This is a genomic window from Nocardiopsis sp. SBT366, from assembly GCF_001083815.1.
Lineage (GTDB): Bacteria > Actinomycetota > Actinomycetes > Streptosporangiales > Streptosporangiaceae > Nocardiopsis > Nocardiopsis prasina.
The window spans coordinates 1-16,622 of sequence record NZ_LAVM01000049.1; the positions used below are offsets into that span (position 1 = coordinate 1).

General features: G+C 70.7%; 15 protein-coding genes. 6 read left to right on the forward strand and 9 right to left on the reverse strand.

All coding sequences use genetic code 11. From position 1 onward, the window contains the following. The first annotated feature begins 57 nt into the window (after positions 1-57). Together ADX84_RS16000 and ADX84_RS16005 are read left to right on the forward strand one after the other, a co-directional pair. Positions 58-1,710: a CocE/NonD family hydrolase gene (locus tag ADX84_RS16000; RefSeq protein WP_049574808.1), complete on the forward strand. Its 1,653-nt coding sequence runs from the start codon at positions 58-60 to the stop codon at positions 1,708-1,710. Positions 1,711-1,912: 202 nt separating this feature from the next. Next, positions 1,913-2,989: a serine protease gene (locus ADX84_RS16005; RefSeq protein WP_049574812.1), complete on the forward strand. Its 1,077-nt coding sequence runs from the start codon at positions 1,913-1,915 to the stop codon at positions 2,987-2,989. A gap of 101 nt (positions 2,990-3,090) precedes the next feature. Here the strand turns inward: ADX84_RS16005 and ADX84_RS16010 are convergent, their stop codons facing one another. After that, positions 3,091-4,515 carry an aldehyde dehydrogenase family protein gene (locus ADX84_RS16010; protein WP_049574814.1) on the reverse strand — a complete coding sequence of 475 codons (1,425 nt, stop codon included), beginning with the start codon at positions 4,513-4,515 and terminating at the stop codon, positions 3,091-3,093. Between the two features lie 149 nt (positions 4,516-4,664). On the opposite strand from ADX84_RS16010, the gene ADX84_RS16015 reads away from it, so the two are divergent. Together ADX84_RS16015 and ADX84_RS16020 are read left to right on the forward strand one after the other, a co-directional pair. Beyond that, entirely contained in the window at positions 4,665-5,087 is a 423-nt protein-coding gene (locus ADX84_RS16015) for a hypothetical protein (protein WP_049574823.1), read from the forward strand. Positions 5,088-5,218: 131 nt separating this feature from the next. Then, the gene (locus tag ADX84_RS16020) at positions 5,219-7,006 is read left to right on the forward strand and encodes a hypothetical protein (protein ID WP_049574826.1); all 1,788 of its coding nucleotides are present in this window, start codon (positions 5,219-5,221) and stop codon (positions 7,004-7,006) included. A 31-nt stretch (positions 7,007-7,037) separates the two neighbouring features. On the opposite strand, the gene ADX84_RS16025 is transcribed toward ADX84_RS16020, so the two are convergent. After that, a complete protein-coding gene (locus tag ADX84_RS16025; protein ID WP_049574830.1) occupies positions 7,038-7,634 on the reverse strand; it encodes an HD domain-containing protein in 597 nt (198 codons plus the stop codon). A 44-nt stretch (positions 7,635-7,678) separates the two neighbouring features. Between ADX84_RS16025 and ADX84_RS16030 the strand changes: the two genes are divergently transcribed. Then, the gene (locus ADX84_RS16030; RefSeq protein WP_049574833.1) at positions 7,679-8,560 is read left to right on the forward strand and encodes a hypothetical protein; all 882 of its coding nucleotides are present in this window, start codon (positions 7,679-7,681) and stop codon (positions 8,558-8,560) included. Positions 8,561-8,566: 6 nt separating this feature from the next. Here the strand turns inward: ADX84_RS16030 and ADX84_RS16035 are convergent, their stop codons facing one another. The 7 genes from ADX84_RS16035 to ADX84_RS16065 all read right to left on the reverse strand — a co-directional run bounded on the left by ADX84_RS16035 (position 8,567) and on the right by ADX84_RS16065 (position 15,837). Continuing rightward, on the reverse strand, positions 8,567-8,980 hold the full coding sequence (locus ADX84_RS16035) for an SdpI family protein (RefSeq protein WP_049574837.1): 414 nt from the start codon (positions 8,978-8,980) through the stop codon (positions 8,567-8,569). After that, a complete protein-coding gene (locus tag ADX84_RS16040) occupies positions 8,977-9,396 on the reverse strand; it encodes a thiol-disulfide oxidoreductase DCC family protein (RefSeq protein ID WP_049574839.1) in 420 nt (139 codons plus the stop codon). The genes ADX84_RS16035 and ADX84_RS16040 overlap by 4 nt, the downstream gene beginning before the upstream one ends. Positions 9,397-9,722: 326 nt before the next feature. After that, the gene (locus ADX84_RS16045) at positions 9,723-10,826 is read right to left on the reverse strand and encodes an ABC transporter ATP-binding protein (protein WP_049574841.1); all 1,104 of its coding nucleotides are present in this window, start codon (positions 10,824-10,826) and stop codon (positions 9,723-9,725) included. Beyond that, positions 10,823-11,911 carry an ABC transporter ATP-binding protein gene (locus ADX84_RS16050; protein WP_049574844.1) on the reverse strand — a complete coding sequence of 363 codons (1,089 nt, stop codon included), beginning with the start codon at positions 11,909-11,911 and terminating at the stop codon, positions 10,823-10,825. The genes ADX84_RS16045 and ADX84_RS16050 overlap by 4 nt, the downstream gene beginning before the upstream one ends. A 2-nt stretch (positions 11,912-11,913) precedes the next feature. Then, positions 11,914-12,942 (reverse strand): ABC transporter permease, encoded by a 1,029-nt coding sequence (locus ADX84_RS16055; RefSeq protein WP_049574845.1) that lies wholly within the window; start codon positions 12,940-12,942, stop codon positions 11,914-11,916. Further along, positions 12,942-13,946 (reverse strand): ABC transporter permease, encoded by a 1,005-nt coding sequence (locus ADX84_RS16060; RefSeq protein ID WP_017542583.1) that lies wholly within the window; start codon positions 13,944-13,946, stop codon positions 12,942-12,944. The genes ADX84_RS16055 and ADX84_RS16060 overlap by 1 nt, the downstream gene beginning before the upstream one ends. Before the next feature lie 223 nt (positions 13,947-14,169). After that, positions 14,170-15,837 carry an ABC transporter substrate-binding protein gene (locus ADX84_RS16065; protein WP_049574846.1) on the reverse strand — a complete coding sequence of 556 codons (1,668 nt, stop codon included), beginning with the start codon at positions 15,835-15,837 and terminating at the stop codon, positions 14,170-14,172. 356 nt (positions 15,838-16,193) lie between these two features. On the opposite strand from ADX84_RS16065, the gene ADX84_RS16070 reads away from it, so the two are divergent. Further along, complete coding sequence (locus ADX84_RS16070) at positions 16,194-16,598, forward strand: hypothetical protein (protein ID WP_049574848.1); 405 nt, start codon at positions 16,194-16,196, stop codon at positions 16,596-16,598. Positions 16,599-16,622 lie beyond the last annotated feature (24 nt).

A 16,622-nucleotide genomic window follows, 5' to 3' on the forward strand; every position in this document is an offset into this window, starting at 1 on the left:
CGACGGCACCGAGCTGAAGGCCAAGGTCATCACCCCCACCGACGCCGAGGGCCCGCCATGTCCCGAGTCAGTACGCGTCCCTCCAGCGAGCGAACCCCCTTCGGTGCGCGGTTCCACGCCCTCTCCGCCACCGCGACGGCGGCCGCCGTCGCGGTCGCCGCCCTGTCCCCGGCGCCCGCCTCCGCGGTCACCGTCTCCTCCACCACCAGCTACGAGACCATCGTCAGTCACGACGGCACCGAGCTGAAGGCCAAGGTCATCACCCCCACCGACGCCGAGGGCCCGCACCCCCTGCTGGTGATGCCCTCGGCGTGGGCGACCCCGCACATCCTCTACGTCGGCGCCGCCAAGAAGCTGGCAGAGGAGTCCGGTTACCAGGTCGTCGCCTACTCCTCCCGCGGGTTCTGGGACTCCGGCGGCGGCATCGAGGTCGCCGGGCCCGAGGACCGGGCCGACGCCAGCTCCGTCATCGACTGGGCCCTGGAGAACACCGAGGCCGACGCCGACCGGATCGGCATGGCGGGCATCTCCTACGGCGGCGGGATCAGCCTCCTCACCGCCGCGGAGGACGAACGGGTCAGGGCGGTCGGTTCCATGAGCGGCTGGGCCGACCTGGGGGCCTCGCTCTACCCCGGAGACACCATCGACGTGCAGTCCGCCGAGCTACTGCTCCTGGCCGGGAACCTGCTCGGCACCCCCGGAGACTCCCTCAGGGAGATGGAGCGCGAGTACCGGCGCGGCAACGTCGACCCCATCCTGGAGATGGCTCCGGACCGCTCCGCCGCCACCAAGGTGGACCGGATCAACGCCAACGGGACCGCCGTCATGATGGCGCACGGGTGGAACGACGGCATGTTCCCCGCCGGGCACATCGCCGACTTCTACGAGGAGCTGTCCGGCCCCAAGCGGCTCATGCTCGCCCCCGGCGACCACGCCACCTCCGAGGCGTTCGGCGCGGTGGGGCTGCCCAACGAGGTCTGGGAGGACCTGGCCCGCTGGTTCGACCACCACCTCAAGGGCGAGGACAACGGCATCGACGCCGAGGACCCGGTGCGCGTCAGACCCAACAACGGCGACGGCGCTTGGTCCTCACACGCCGACTGGCCCTCGGTGACGACGGCGACCGACGAGTACCACCTCGACCGGCCCAGCTCCAGCTGGGGCCGCTGGCAGAGCAACGGCGCGATGGTCGGGGAGCCCGCCACCGGCTGGGACTACGGTTTCCGCACCGGGATCGGCACGACCGCCCGCAGCGGAACGGTGATCCTGTCGGGGGCGCTCCAGCAGTTCTTCGACGTGCCCACGGGGGTCCTGCTGCCCACGGTGGACCGGTACCGGGCCGCCGTGTGGACCAGCCCCGCCTACCCCGACGGCGCCCGTGTGGCGGGGACCCCCGAGGTGACGTTCACGGTCACCCCGACCACCGCCGACCAGTCGGTCTTCGTCTACCTGTACGCGATCAACGAGCGGGGCACCGGTTCCCTGCTCAGCCACGCCCCCCACACCCTGCGCGACGCCGCCCCGGGCGAACCGGTGACGGTGCGGACGGAGCTGTCGTCTGTCGTGTGGGACGTACCGGCCGGACACCGCCTGGCCGTGGTGGTGGACAGCAAGGACGCCCGGTACGTCAGTGAGAGCCGGATCGGGGACCGGGTGACGGTGACCTCCCCGGAGGAGGAGCCGACCCGGGTGAAAATCCCGCTCGGGTAGACCGGTGCGGGTTTTCTGCCAGCTATCGGCGCCGAAAACCCGAGTTCCGGTCAACGGAGCACCACGCACAAGGCGACCGGCCGCCCCTTCTCTCACGAGGACGGCCGGTCGCCCTCCCGAGAGACCCGCGCCTGCCCGAGAAACCCGCGACACAAACCCAAAGTAGTTATCGAGTTACTCCAAGTGTGCGAAGATCGTCGGCATGACCTCGCCCACCGCACGCAGGATCCTCGCCCCGCTGGCCGCTGTCGCGGTCGCCTTCGGGGGTCTGGCCCTCATCGACCACCTGCCCGCCCCGGCCTCCGCCGTCTCCCAGGCCATCCACGCCTCCGCGGTCCTCCCGGACGCGCTCGCGCCCGAACGCCCCGCACCGGAAGGGCGCACGCCCGCCTCCCGGACGGACGGGATCGACCGCCAGGCCGGAGCCGTGACCGGCGAACAGCGCACCGCGGTCCTCGACTACTGGACCAGCGACCGCATGGCCGCCGCCCAGCCGATCACCAGCCTCGTGGAGTCCACCCTCGGGCTGGCCGACCCGCTCGGGCAGTCCGCCGACATCCAGCCGCAGGCCTCCAGCCCCAGAAGCGACGGAGCGCGCTGGAACGACGGCGGCAAGGTCACCGAGACCACCGGCAAGGTGTACCTGACCATGGACGGCAAGGACTTCACCTGTTCCGCCTCGGTCGTGGACTCCGCCAACAAGAGCACCCTGGTGACCGCCGGGCACTGCGCCAAGGACGGCAAGGGCTCCTGGGCCCAGAACTGGACCTTCGTCCCCGGCTACTCCTCCGGCGACAGCCCGTACGGCAAGTTCACCGCGCGGGACCTCATGGTCGCGCCGCAGTGGTCCAACCGGGCCGACGACAGCTACGACTTCGCGATGGTCGTGCTCAACAAGGACGGCGGCACGCCGGTGCAGGACCGGGTCGGCGCGCAGAAGCTGTCCTTCTCCACGTGGACCGAGCAGAACGTGAAGAACGGCCTGCAGGTCTACACCTTCGGCTACCCGGCCGCCTCGCCCTTCAACGGTCGCGAACTGCACTACTGCTCCGGCCGGACGGTCCCGGACACCGGCGGCACCACCGCCAACGGGGTTCGGTGCACCATGACCCAGGGATCCAGCGGCGGCCCCTGGTTCACCGACTTCGACCCCGCCACCGGCGAGGGCACCATCTCCTCGGTGGTGAGCTTCAAGTACGCCGACGACCGCAGCACCCAGTACGGCCCGCGCCTGGGCACCGAGGCCAAGCGCCTCTACGACCACGCCGCGCAGCTCTAGGAACCGTTCACCCGAACCCTCCGCGCGTGGGACCCGGGGTCACGACGGGGCGGTGGCGGCCGAAGTCCGGCCGCCACCGCCCCGTCCCCTGTTCCCCGGCCCTACAGGTCGATGCCCGTGAGGACGAGGACCCGCTCGTGGGTGAGGTCCGTCATCGCGGCGCGCAGGCCCTCCTTGCCCACCCCCGAACCCTTGACGCCGCCGTAGGGCATCTGGTCGGCGCGGAAGGTGGGGACGTCCCCGACGACCACTCCGCCGACCTCCAGCTCCCGGTGGGCGCGGAAGGCGGTGGGCAGGTCCCGTGTGAAGACACCGGCCTGGAGACCGAAATCGCTGTCGTTCACGGCGGCGAAGGCGGCGTCTGTGTCAGCGACCCGCTGGACGACCAGCACGGGACCGAACACCTCCTCGCGCACCACACGGGAGTCGGCCGGGGCGTCGGCCAGGACGGTCGGCGCCACGGTGACGCCGTCACGCGTGCCGCCGGTCAGGAGGCGGGCCCCCGAGGCGACCGCCTCGTCGATCCAGGACGTCACGCGTTCGGCGGCCGCCGCGTCGACCAGCGGTCCGACGTCGGTCTTCGGGTCGGCCGGGTCGCCGGTGCCCAGCGTCTCGACCTCGGCGACCAGACGCCGCACGAACTCGTCGTGGACGGCGTCGGTGACCACGACGCGCTGCACCCCGATGCAGACCTGGCCGGCCTGGTTGTTGCCGAACAGGGCCACCCTCCTGGCGGCCCAGTCGAGGTCGGCGTCGTCCAGCACCACGGCCGCCGCGTTGCCGCCGAGTTCGAGGGTCACGTGCTTGTGCGGGGCGCGCCGCTGGAGCTCCCAGCCGAACGGTCCGCCGGTGAAGGAGATGACGGGCAGCCGCTCGTCGGTGATCAGCGGGGCCGCCAGCTCGTTGGGCATGGGCAGGATCGACACCATGCCCGCGGGCAGGTCGGTCTCGGCCAGGATCTCGCCGAGGATCAGGGCGGTCATCGGGGTGGCCGGGGCGGGCTTGAGCACGACCGGCGCGCCCACCGCGATGGCCGGGGCGACCTTGTGTGCGACCAGGTTGAGCGGGAAGTTGAACGGCGAGATGCCGAGGACGGGGCCCTTGGGGACCCGCCGGACGAGCGCCATGCGCCCGGTGCCGCCGGGGTCGGTGTCCAGGCGCTGGAGCTCGCCGCTGTCCCGGCGGGCCTCCTCGGCGGCCCACCGGAACACCGACACGGCGCGTCCGGCCTCGGCGCGGGCCCACTTGATCGGCTTGCCGCTCTCGGCGGTGATCACCTGGGCGATCTCCTCCGCGCGTTCGCCGATGCGCCGGGAGACGTGGTCCAGGGCCCCGGCACGGACGTGCGCGGGCAGGGCGGCGGCCTCGGCGGACACCGCGTGCGCGGCGGAGACGGCGGCCTCCACCTGCGCCTCGGTGGGCACGGAGACGACGCCCGCCGTCCCGCCGGTGTAGGGGTTGCGGACGGTCAGCTCGGTGTCGCCGGTCGCGGCGGTACCGGCCAGCCAGAACGGGTGCGTGGTCATGTCGGCGACGCTAACCCCCAGGCGACGCGGCCCGCCTTGTCCACTGTCGCCAATCCGGGCCCTCGAATTGGCCACTGTGGCGCATACGGTCGGGGAATGTCGGCGCCCCCGGACACCATGGGTCCGAACGAGAACCCAGGGAGCCCGACTTGAGCGTCAGCCTGTACTACAGCGCCCACCGCGACACCCCGCTCAGCGACGCCGAGCGCGCCGGGCTGGGCAGGATCATCGCCGAGGGGGAGAGCGCTCTGACCGCCTTCGCCGAGCACGCGCTCCCCGCCTGGGTCCGTGACGGCGAGGTCACCGACCCGGACCTGGAACCCCGTGAGCTGTTCGAGCCCCTGGCGCCGTACTCCTTCGGCGGTGGGCGCGGGGAGCTGTTCGCCGGATCCAGCAAGATCTCCCACACGGCCAGCGGGCCCGAGCCCCAGATGGCCCAGCTGAACCACTACCTTGCCGCGCTCGCCCGGCTTCGGGACGCGGTTCCCGGCGCGGAGTGGCGTGTGAGGATTGATGACTTGGCCATTCCTTGGGTAGACGGAGAGTACGACCTGGGGTCGGCGGGGCACTGACCCGTCGAAGGGAACCTGGTCAACCGGCTGGCGTAGCGACGGTCCTTCGTCCACAGTGGTGAGGGAGGGCTCTGCCAGCGGGTTCGGCCGGACCCTCGGGTCCGCCGCCGTCGGGAACCCGGGAGTGCCCATTGCCGCTCGTCTACCGCACGTTGGTCGCCGTCCAAGACGGCGACGGGGACCTGGTCTCGGTCGCCTCCTCCGTCCTCTCCCGCTGGCTGAGCAAGCGCGGTAACTCGGGTGCGCGAGTGGACTTCGCCGACTCGGGCCGGTACGAGCTGAGCAACCGTTCGCGGGCGCTGGTGGCTCGGCACCACAACGCCGACGAGGGCCTGACCTTCCTTCGGCTGACCACCGAGTCCGAGAAACCCGAGGGCGTGTGGCGCACCCTGGCCACGGTGGTGGTGGACCCCGAGCTCTCCCCGTGGAACTACGTGTGGATCGACATGACCGTCGACCCCACCACGCCCTCGGACTCCCCCCGCTCCGACGTGATGCCGCCCGAGGCCGCGCGCATGCTGCTGGAGGCGGTCGGCGCGCACGACGGCGCCCACCCCCTGCCGTCCTCACCCCGCATCGTGCGCGGGCGCGACGAGGAGGACGTGGCGGCCCTGGTCGCGACCATCCGCGATCCCCTGCGGCGCCTCGCGATCGTCGCCACCGGTGCGCCGCGCGACGTGACCGTGGCCGACTGGCGCACCGCCATGGCGGGGACGCTGTCCCGTTGCACGGGCATGTGCGCCGGTTACGTGCTGGACGGAGCGGCCATGGACCGGGTCGCCGAGCTCCTCCCCCGTGGCCTGGACGTGCCCGTGGGCGGGGTGCGCACCTTCTTACCGGGCGTGGACCCCTCCGACGAGGGGGACGCCCAGCGCCACCCCAGGATGAGTCCGGGCACCCTCGACACGGCCCGCGACGGCGAACGCGTGCGCAACTGGGTGGGCGCCGCCCTGTCCCGGCGGGTGCGCGACAACGCGCTCGGCCTGCGCCTGCCCGAGGCGCTCCGGGCGATCGACGCGTTCCTGGCCGAGGAGACCGAGGACCTGCGCCGGGGTCCGAACACCCGTGCCCCCGTTCCCCCACGGGCACCCTCAGGATCGGGGAACGTCATCGCACACCAGTCAGGGCACGACTCCGTCTCCTCGGTGGAGTTCGCCGCCGCCCAAGCGCAGGAACAGCAGGTGCGTCGGCTCAAGGAGGAGGTGCGCAGGCTCAACGCGCGGATCGGTGAGCTGTCGGAAGAGCACCAGGCCATGCTCGCGGAGACCGCCGACCTCGCCGACGAGCTCGCCGTCGCAAGGGAGGATCGGAGATCGGCCCGGTTCGAGGCGCGGTGGCTGCGCGACCAGGCGAGGGACGCGGGTCTGTTCCGGCTGGCCGCGGCCCCGGCCCCGCGCGACCCCGAGCTACGGCCGCCGTCCAGCGTGGCGGAGCTGCTGGAACGGATCACCGACGGTTCGGCCCTGCCGCACCTGTTCTTCACCATCGAGGACCAGACGGTGTACGAGCTGTCCGACAGCCGCAAGGAGGGACTGTGGGTGACCCGGGCCTGGGAGGCGCTGATGGCCCTGAACGACTACGCCCGCTACCAGTTCGACAACCCGGGCAGCGGGCTGGGCTTCCACTCCTACCTGCGCGAGCCCCCCGACGGTTACCGGGTGATCCCGGTCAAGCGGCTGGCCTCGCAGGAGTCGGACTACGTCCGCAACCGGGGCAAGCTCAACGAGAAGCGGGTCTTCCGGGTGCCGACCGAGGTGGAGCCGGACGGCCGGGTCCCGATGTACGCGCACATCAAGCTGGACATCGAGTACGGCATCTGCCCCCGGCTGTACTTCTTCCCGCACCTGGGCCCGGACACCACCAACCGGGTGTACGTGGGCTACCTGGGACGGCACCTGCCCGTCCAGCAGTCCAACTGAGCCTCACCGGGCCCACAGCGGTTCCTCGGGGTCAGACGAGGGCGTGCCCGAAGGAGTGGGACAGGGCGGCCAGGTCGGGTTCGCCGTACCGTTCCACCAGGTCCTTGAAGCGGATCTCCTTCTCTGGGCCGAAGCGGCTCACCTTGGCCGCGTAGGTGTCGGCGGTGAGGAAGACCGGTGGCTGGCTCTTGCTGTGGAACTTGTCCGCGTACATGACCAGCTCCTCCTCGGGCGACTCGGCGAGGTAGTCGGCGACCGGGATGGGCAGTCCCTGGGCGCGCACGTCGTCGCGGGTGACCCCCACCCCCGTGTGGTGCGAGCAGAACCGGCACAGTGTCTCGGGCAGCCCCTCCCCCACCAGCAGTTCGTGACCGAGCACCCCGTGGCTCACGTAGCGGGGGCCGTCGATCCGTCCGTGCCCGTCCATCAGACGGTAGACGCCGACGTCGTGGAGCAGGCACCCCGCGCGGACGAGATCGGCGTCCACCCCGGCGGGCACGTGGTCGAGCAGCAGCTCGGCGACCTCACACACGGCTCGGCAGTGGGTGTACACGAGCTCGAAGGCCTCGGCGGTGGGCGCGTGACGCTCGTGGAGGGCCCGGATCTCGTCGTCGGTGGGGATCTGCATCCCAGAAGACTAGGGCAGCCGGGACCGGACGTACCCTGGGTGCCGTGACGGGAACGAGGACCGAGACCCTGAGGGGTCTGGCGGAGACGGAGTGGCGCGAGCGCGCCGAACTGCACGGGCGTCGGGTGGACGCCCTGGTCGGCGACCACGTCCGGCGCAGGAGCGCGGGCGAACGGCACCCCGTCGAGGACTTCCTGTTCACCTACTACAACCTCAAGCCCGCGCAGCTGCGGCGCTGGCACCCCGGAGTGGGGACGGTGCTGCTCGGCGAGGGCTCCCGCGAACGGCTCTCCGAGCGCTTCCACACCGAGATCTCCGGCGGGGTGGGCCTGGACGTGCCCGCGTTCCTGGCCGCCCGTCCGGTCCTGGACTTCGTGGAGCGCCTGTTGTCCTCGGTCGCCGAGCGCCCCGCGCACCTGGGCTGCTTCGGGCTGCACGAGTGGGCGATGGTGTACCGGACCGAGGAGGTCCGCCACGGCCAGGTCCCCCTGCGGCTCGGGCACGAGGGCACCGACCGTGTGGTGGAGTCGCACCGGGTCCAGTGCTCCCACTTCGACGCGTTCCGGTTCTTCACTGAACCGGCGCGCCCGCTGAACACGCTCCAGCCCACGAGGGAACGCCAGGCGGAACTGGACCAGCCGGGGTGCCTGCACGCCAACATGGACCTCTACAAGTGGGCGTACAAGCTCACTCCGGCGGTCCCGTCGGAGCTGGTGGCGGACTGCTTCGAACTGTCGAAGGAGATCCGGGTGCTGGACATGCGCGCCTCGCCCTACGACCTCCGGGAGTGGGGTTACACCCCGGTTCGGATCGAGACCGCCGAGGGCAAGGCCGCCTACATGGAGTACCAGCGGGACTTCGCCGAGCGCGGCGCGGTGCTGCGCGAGCGGGTCCTGGACGTGTGCCGGGCCCTTCGGGCGGCCTGATCCCGCTCAGGGCAGCTCGGCACGGCCCACCTCCCCGGCCTCGCGCTCCCGGGCCAACCGGTGGGCTCGCCCCGTGCCGGTCAGGAGCACCACGAGGCTGATCCCGATGGGCACGAGCACGGCGGCGGCCTCCCCGCTCGGGGTGGTCGCCACCGGCAGCAGAGCCAGGCCCGGAAGACAGACCAGCCCGGCGGCGATCGACCAGTGCGCGGAGAGCTCGTGCACGGTGTACCAGGCGTCCTCGCTGGAGCGGGTGTAGCGGGTCCGGATTCCGAAGAACTCGTTCGGTCTGATCCGCCGTCGGGCGCCCATCGCCCCCATGAGCACCAGGACCACCGTCATGAGCAGCAGACAGCCCATCATGCTGAGGAACGCGCCGAGGGGCATCGTCTGATCCGAGGCAGCGGCCAGGGGGTTCACGGGGGTGTGGTCCTTCCTCTCGGAGACGGGAGGGCGCAGGTGGCGGTTCCTCCAGGGAGCCGGTGGCGGTTGGCGGCCACGACCCGGTAGGCGGCGCGGTTGAGCACGCGAACCCCGGGCAGCAGCAGGAACCGGCCTAGGGTCCGGGCCGGGAACCCGGCGCCCAGGAGCACCCCGGCGATCGCGTCCCCTCCGGCGAGCCGCTGCCCGTCCCGGTGCACGAGCCAGGCCTGGGCGTCGGTCTCTTCGGGGCTCAGGCCGAGTGCGGGCAGGTCGGAGTCCTGCCAGGCCGCGAAGGAGGTCCGGGTGCGCAGGCGGTCACGCGCGAAGGCGACCGCGCGCTGGCAGAAGCCGCAGTCCCGGTCGTACAGGAAGACCGCCAGCCCGAGGTCGCGCGTGTGCGGGGTGTCCGCCATGAGTTCCTCCCGGTTCGCTGCGTCCCCTTCCTCCTTCCTACCCGCCCGCGCCACCCGACCGGAAGTCACGAGGGTCAGGGGCCTCGGGCCCACGGCGCGGTCGGCCCCCGTCGCCGGTCCCCACCGGGCTCGACGGGTTCCCTCGTACCGTGGTGAGGGCCTTCGCGCACGCGAACCTGGCGGACGAGGAACGGCTGCGCGCCGAGTTCCGGCGGGTGCACGTGTGCCGCCGGTTCACCCGGCCGGTCGACCTCCCCGGCCGGGCCCGGGCCCGGACACACGAGCGCGCGGGCACCCTCCGGGGGTACCCGCGCGCTCGGTCCGGATCAGTTCGCGCCGTGCACGATCCGCTCGGCCAGCTCCTCGCGGGGCTGGATCTCGCCGGACAGGATCTGCTCGGCGTAGTGGCAGGCCACCCTGTGGGTCGCCTGCCCGCCCTCCAGCGGGCGCAGCTCGGGGCGCTCGGTGTCGCACCGCTCCTCCTGCCGCCACGGGCAGCGGGTGTGGAACCGGCAGCCCGCGGGCGGGTTCGCGGGCGAGGGCAGGTCACCGGCGAGCAGGATGCGCTCCCGGGTGTCCTCCACCGTCGGGTCCGGCACAGGCACGGCCGACATCAGCGACCGCGTGTAGGGGTGCAGCGGGGTCTCGTACAGCTGGTCGCTGGTGGCCTCCTCGACCAGTGAACCCAGGTACATCACCCCCACCACGTCGCTCACGTGCCTCACCACCGCGAGGTCGTGCGCGATCACCAGGTAGGTCAGACCCAGCTCCTCCTGGAGCTCCTCCAGCAGGTTGAGCACCTGCGCCTGGATGGACACGTCCAGTGCCGAGACCGGCTCGTCGCAGATGATGAGGTCGGGCTCCAGCACCAGCGCCCGGGCGATGCCGATGCGCTGGCGCTGGCCGCCGGAGAACTCGTGCGGGTAGCGCTGGAGCGCCTTGGCGGACAGCCCCACCCGCTCCAGCGCGTCCACGACCCGGCGGCGCTGGTCCTCCCTGGTCCTCTGCCTCAGCTCCGACCGGCTCAGCCCCTCGGCCTCCGCACCCTCGGGACCGCCGATCCCGTGTGTCTGAAGGCCCTCCAGGAGGATGGAGCCGATGTTCTGGCGGGGGTTGAGGCTGCCCAGCGGGTCCTGGAAGACCATCTGGAGGTTGGCGCGCTCGCGGCGCATCGACTCCGAGTCGAGCCCGGCCAGGTCGTCCCCGCCGAACCACACCTCGCCCTCGGTGATCTCGTTCAGCCGCAGCACCGCCCGGCCCAGGGTGGTCTTGCCGCAGCCGGACTCCCCCACCAGGCCGTAGGTCTGGCCCTTCTCGATGCTCAGCGAGACCCCGTCAACGGCGCGCACGTGCCCCACGACACGGTCGACGATCACGCCCCGCTTGATGGGGAAGTGGACCTTGAGGTCCCTGATCTCCAGCAGGCTCATCCCCGCTCCTCCTCGTCCTCGCCCACCACGGCCGGGCTCTCCAGCACGGCCCGGTCCACCACGTCGGCGTGGCTGATGGGGTTCACACAGCGGTGGACGTGTCCCGGGTCCCCCACGCCCACTTCGACGAGCTGGGGCGGCCCCTGGAGGCACTCCATGGTGTAGTGGTCGCAGCGGGGCGCGAACGCGCACCCGTCCGTCCACGCGATGTTGTCGTTGACCGATCCGCGTACCGGGGTGAGCGGTTCTCCGCGCGGCGCGTCCAGGCGGGGAATGGAGCCGAGCAGGCCCACCGTGTAGGGGTGGGTGGGGTCGCTGAAGAGCGGCGCTCGCTCGGCGGTCTCCACCGCCCGGCCCGCGTACAGGACGTTGATGTCGTCGCACAGCCCGGCCACGACGCCGAGGTCGTGGGTGATCATCAGCAGCCCCGTGCCCTCCTCGGTGACCAGGTCCTTGAGCAGTTCCAGGATCTGGGCCTGGATGGTGACGTCCAGCGCGGTGGTGGGCTCGTCCGCGATCATCAGGCGTGGCTTGCAGGCCACCGCCATCGCGATGAGCGCGCGCTGGCGCATACCGCCGGACAGTTGGTGCGGGTACTCGGTCAGGCGCCGGGTGGGGTCGGGGATGCCCACCCGGTACAGCAGGTCGGCGGCCTCCTTCCTGGCGGCGGCGCCGCGCATCCCCCGGTGCCGCTTGAGGATCTCGGTCACCTGGAGGCCGATGGGGACCACCGGGTTGAGCGAGCTGAGCGGGTCCTGGAAGATCATCGCCAGCTGGGAGCCGCGCAGGTCGCGCATACGGCGCTGGGAGATCCTGAGCAGGTCCGCCTCCTTCGGCTCCTCTCCCCGGTCGGACAGGCGCATGACCGCGCTGCCGCCGACCTTCACTCCCCGGTCCGGCAGCAGACCCATGAGAGCCAGGGAGGTCACACTCTTGCCGCAGCCGGACTCGCCGACCAACCCCGTGACCTTGCCCTCCTCCAGCGTGAAGGAGACCCCGTCGACGGCGCGGGTCGGGTTCTGGCCCTTGCGGTGGAACACCACGGACAGCTCGTCCACCGCCAACAGCGGCGTGCTGGAACTCATGGTCACTTCCTCAACTTCGGGTCGAGCGCTTCCCGCAGCGCCTCACCCAGCAGGGTGAAGCCGAGCGCGGTGATGATGATGCCCAGGGCCGGGTAGACGGCCAGGGACGGTGCGCTGGACAGGAACCGCTGGGCCTCGGACAGCATCGTGCCCCACTCGGGGTAGGACGCGTCCGGGTTGCCCAGGCCCAGGTAGGACAGGGCGGCCGCGTCGATGATGGCCGTCGCCAGGGTGAGCGTGGACTGCACGATCACCGGGCCCATGGAGTTGGGCAGGATGTGCGTGACGGCGATCCGGCGTTTGCGCACGCCCAGGGCCTGCGCGGCCAGCACGTACTCGCGGTTCCCCTGGGAGATCATCGCGCCGCGCAGCAGGCGGGCGAAGATGGGGACCTGGGCGATGCCGACCGCGATCATGACCGTGGTGAGGCTGGGCCCGACCAGGGCGGCGACGGTGACGGCCAGCAGCAGGGTAGGCATGGCCAGCATCATGTCGATGACGCGCATGATCACGTTGTCGACCTGGCGCCCCCAGCGCCCGCCCAGCACCGAGCAGGCGCCGGCGAGGCCGCCCAGGAGCGCGCCGAACAGGAAGCCGACCAGGGTGGCGACCACGCCGACCAGGAGGGTCTGGCGGGCGCCGATCACCATGCGGGAGAACATGTCCCGGCCGAGGTGGTCCAGACCCAGCCAGTTCTCGGCGCGCGGCCCGACGAACTCGTTGCGGTTCGGGAAGACCTCACCGCCCCAGGCCTGGGAGGTGGGGCTGTACGTGGCGATGAGCGGCGAGAAGAGGGCGATGACGAGGAACACGGCGACGATGACCGCGCCGGTGATCGCCATGGGGCTGCGCCGCATGCGCTGGAAGGCCTCACGCCAGACTCCCGCACCGTGGGTGCCCGCGTCACGGTCGCCCATGAGTTCGGCGAGCCGGTCGACCTTGTCGGCCTTGCGCTGGTGGAACGGGACCTTCTCGTCGGCCACGGCGGTGTCCGGGGCCTCGGACGGGTTCGGACTCGGTGTCGTAGGCATCACTGGGCCCGCACTCTCGGGTCGAGGAGGCTGTACGAGATGTCGACCAGGAGGTTGATGAACACGTACATGGTGGCGATGAGGAGGATGAAGCCGGTGAGCACCGGATAGTCGCGGGTCTGTGTCGCCCCGTAGACGAACGACCCGATACCCGGGAAGGCGAAGACGCTCTCGGTGAGGACCGCACCGGCGAAGAGGCTGCCCGCGAGCAGACCGACCGCCGTGACCACCGGCAGGAGGGCGTTTCGCAGCACGTGGCGGGTGCGCACCGTGGTGCGGTGCAGGCCCTTGGCGTTGGCGGTGCGGACGTAGTCCTCGCCCATGACCTCCAGGACACTGGCCCGGGTCATGCGCGTGATGACGGCCAGCGGGATGGAGGCCAGGGCCAGCCCCGGCAGGACCAGGTGGGCGAGCGCGTCCATGACCACGTCCCACTCACGCGTCATGAGGCCGTCCAGCACCACGAAGCCGGTGATGTCGGTGCGGCTCAGGCCCGGTGAGAGCCGGAAGGCGGAGGGGAGCACGCCCAGGTTCTCGGCGAAGACGACCTTGAGGATGAACGCCAGGAAGAAGACCGGGGTGCAGATACCCAGGAGCGAACCGCCGACGGCGGCGAAGTCCAGCACCGTGCCGCGCTTGCGGGCGGCGAGGTAGCCCAGCGGCAGACCGACGGCGACGGCGAAGATCATCGCGGTCACGGCCAGTTCGAAGGTCGCGGGGAAGCGGAGGAAGAACTCGTCCAGAACCGGTCGGCTGGTCTGGAGGGAGGTCCCCAGGTCGCCCTGCAGGATGTTGCGCAGGAAGGTCAGGTACTGAACCGCGAGGGGTTCGTCCAGGCCCAGGGACCGGCGCAGAGCGGCACGCTGCTCAGCGGTCGCGTCGTCGGGGAGGAGGGCGTACTCGGGTCCGCCCGGCAGTCGTTGGAGCCAGACGAACAGCAGGATCGACAGACCGCCGAGTGTCGGGATCAGCTGTAGGAGTCGCCTGACGATGAATCGCAGCACCTGCGCCGCCTTTCGCCAGTGGTGAGAACGATGGACGCGGAGCGTCCCCCGCCGGGGTGTGGCGGGATGGACGGATGGTCTCTGGGGGTGCCCGGGGGGGTGCGGCGCGGTGTGCCTTGGGGCAGCGGACCGCCGGGGTGGCCGTGCGGCGGGCCCGACCGGTCAGGACCGGTCGGGCCCGGCGGAGGCCCTCTCCCGGGTCAGGGAGAGGGGGTCTCGCGCCTTACTTCCAGGAAGCCTCGGAGAAGTTCTCCTGGGTCAGGGGGCTCACGTTCGGCGGGTTGACGTCCCCGGAGAACGCGATGGAGGGCGGGGAGCTGGAGATGGGCAGCCCGGGCAGGACGTCCATCACCATCTCGTTGAGCTCCTGGTACCCGGCGATGCGCTCGTCGGCGTCGGGGTTGGTGCTCACTTCCTCCATCTTGTCGAAGAGCTCCTCGTCGTCCATGCCCCAGGCGCTGTTGGGGGTGGAGAACCAGGTGCCGACGAAGTTGTAGGCGTCGTTGTAGTCGCCGGTCCAGCCCAGCAGGTACAGCGGGCAGTTACCGCTGTCGGTCTGGTTGATGTACTCGGCCCACTCGTAGCTCTTGGCCTCGACCGTGACACCGGCCTCCTGGAGGTCCTCCGAGATGACGTCGAAGATGTCCTTGGGCGCGGGCATGTACGGACGGGTGACCTCGGTCGGGTAGCAGAACTCGATCTCGAGGTCCTCCTGGCCCGCGTCGGCCAGCTTCTCCGCGGCCAGCTCCGGGTCGTACTCGATCTCGCGGACGTCCGGGGACCAGCCGTCGAGGGTGTCCGGGTGGAACTGCGTCGCGACCTCGCCGCCCTCGGGGAGGATGGTGTCGACGATGCGCTGGCGGTTCACCGCGTGCGAGAGGGCCTCGCGGACCTCGAGGTCGGCGAGGGCCTCGTTGTCCTGCTGGTAGGCCAGGTAGAGGACGTTGAAGACGTCACGGGTGGGGACCTCGAACCCGGCTTCCTGGAGCGGGCTGACGTCGGCCGGGGCCACCAGGTCGTAGCCGTGGATGTCGCCCGCTTCCAGGGCCTGACGGCGGGCGTTCTCGTCCGGGATGGCCCGGATGATCATGTTCTCGAAGCCCGCCGGGTCGCCCCAGTAGTCGTCGAACCGCTTGAGGGTGATCTCGCCCTGGTCCTGGTTCCACTCCTCGACGGTGAACGGGCCGGTACCGGCGACCGTCCCCGGCACCTGGGTGTACTCGGGCAGGTTGGGGTTGCCCTCCTCACCCGTGATCTCCTGGCCCTCCATGGCCTCCAGGCTGGTGGGGCTCATGATGCCGAAGGCCGCGAGGCTGAAACCGCCCGGGTACAGGGAGGAGAACTCGCTGACCTCGATGACGGCGGTGAACTCGTCCTCGGCGTCACAGGAGACGAAACGCGGGTCCGGCGCCGCGTAGGCCTCGTCGTTCTCCGCGAAACCGCCGAAGATCTTCTGCCAGTAGTACGAGTTGTTCGAGCTCTGGTAGGCACCGGAGAGGTTGAACCAGCGGTCGAAATTGGCGCAGACCACGTCGGCGTTCAGGTCGTCGCCGTCGTGGAACTTCACACCCTGCTGGAGGTTGAAGGTCCAGACGGTGCCGTCATCGGACTGGTCCCAGGATTCGGCCAGTCCACCGACGATCTCAGAACCGCCGGATTCGTGTTCGAGAAGGGTCTGGAAGACCTGGCGGCTGTATCGGAACGTCTCACCGTCGCTGGCGAGGAAGGGGTCGAGCGCGGTGATGTCACCGGCGGAGGCGAAGACGAACGGCTGGGAGTCGTCGCCACCTCCGTCGGCGCGGTCACTCTCCGCACAGGCGGTCGCCACAAGCGTGAGCGACGCCGCGACGGCCAGGAGGCCGAGCGGCTTACGGGAAGACTTCGTGAACATGGTCCACCTCAGGGATGGGGGACGGGGGTTTGGGGCCCGGAACGATGATTCGGACCCTAAACCGCGCCATGACCACCTGGGAAGGTAGACGGCTGGGTATTAATACAACCGTTTCAGATCTGTGCCGTGATCCATAGATCGGCATTTGGCTCGCATGTGTTTAACTGAGCGTCAACTTCCCCGGGGCCCCTCCCGCCCCAGCGTCGTGACAATGGGTATTCACCCGAGCACAATTCCGCTTTCTTTATCCGATCATGGGATGAATGACTTTCTCTACCGAATGTCCGTTTTTTGTTTCCGTTCCGTGAACGGGCCCCAAGGCGCCGGAGGCATGCGGTTCGTCCTATGATCTGCGGATGAACACTCCCCTAGACGACGCGGAGCTCACCGCGTTCCTCGAAGGCCAGGACACCACCTGGCTGGCCGAGCAGCTCATGCTCGTCGCCGACGAGGACCCCATCACCCGCATCCGCCTGAGTGCCGCGGCCGGAGCGGAGAGCGCGGTGGAGGAGGCCCGAGGCCTCGCGCTGACGCGGGTCACCGAGCACTCCCCCCAGGAGGCCGCCACCGACCCCGACGACGGGGACCCACTGCACCGGTCGCTCGACCTGCTGGACGACCTCCTCGACTACGGGTTCGAGGACGAGGTGGGAGACATCGCGGACGAGGCCCGCGAGATCTACGTCAACCGTCACGGGGAGGACGGCAGCGAGCACCTGGCCCGCCTGCACGTCCTCGCGGACGGCGAGGAGGAGGACTGAGCGGCGGCGCCTGAGGCGGGACCC

Excerpts from the sequence above, each read along its gene's own strand:
- ADX84_RS16025 (WP_049574830.1), bottom strand. The coding sequence starts at position 7,634 with ATGCAGATCCCCACCGACGACGAGATCCGGGCCCTCCACGAGCGTCAC.
- ADX84_RS16040 (WP_049574839.1), bottom strand. The coding sequence starts at position 9,396 with ATGGCGGACACCCCGCACACGCGCGACCTCGGGCTGGCGGTCTTCCTG.
- ADX84_RS16070 (WP_049574848.1), top strand. The coding sequence starts at position 16,194 with ATGAACACTCCCCTAGACGACGCGGAGCTCACCGCGTTCCTCGAAGGC.
- ADX84_RS16065 (WP_049574846.1), bottom strand. The coding sequence starts at position 15,837 with ATGTTCACGAAGTCTTCCCGTAAGCCGCTCGGCCTCCTGGCCGTCGCG.
- ADX84_RS16050 (WP_049574844.1), bottom strand. The coding sequence starts at position 11,911 with ATGAGTTCCAGCACGCCGCTGTTGGCGGTGGACGAGCTGTCCGTGGTG.
- ADX84_RS16005 (WP_049574812.1), top strand. The coding sequence starts at position 1,913 with ATGACCTCGCCCACCGCACGCAGGATCCTCGCCCCGCTGGCCGCTGTC.
- ADX84_RS16000 (WP_049574808.1), top strand. The coding sequence starts at position 58 with ATGTCCCGAGTCAGTACGCGTCCCTCCAGCGAGCGAACCCCCTTCGGT.
- ADX84_RS16045 (WP_049574841.1), bottom strand. The coding sequence starts at position 10,826 with ATGAGCCTGCTGGAGATCAGGGACCTCAAGGTCCACTTCCCCATCAAG.
- ADX84_RS16055 (WP_049574845.1), bottom strand. The coding sequence starts at position 12,942 with ATGCCTACGACACCGAGTCCGAACCCGTCCGAGGCCCCGGACACCGCC.
- ADX84_RS16010 (WP_049574814.1), bottom strand. The coding sequence starts at position 4,515 with ATGACCACGCACCCGTTCTGGCTGGCCGGTACCGCCGCGACCGGCGAC.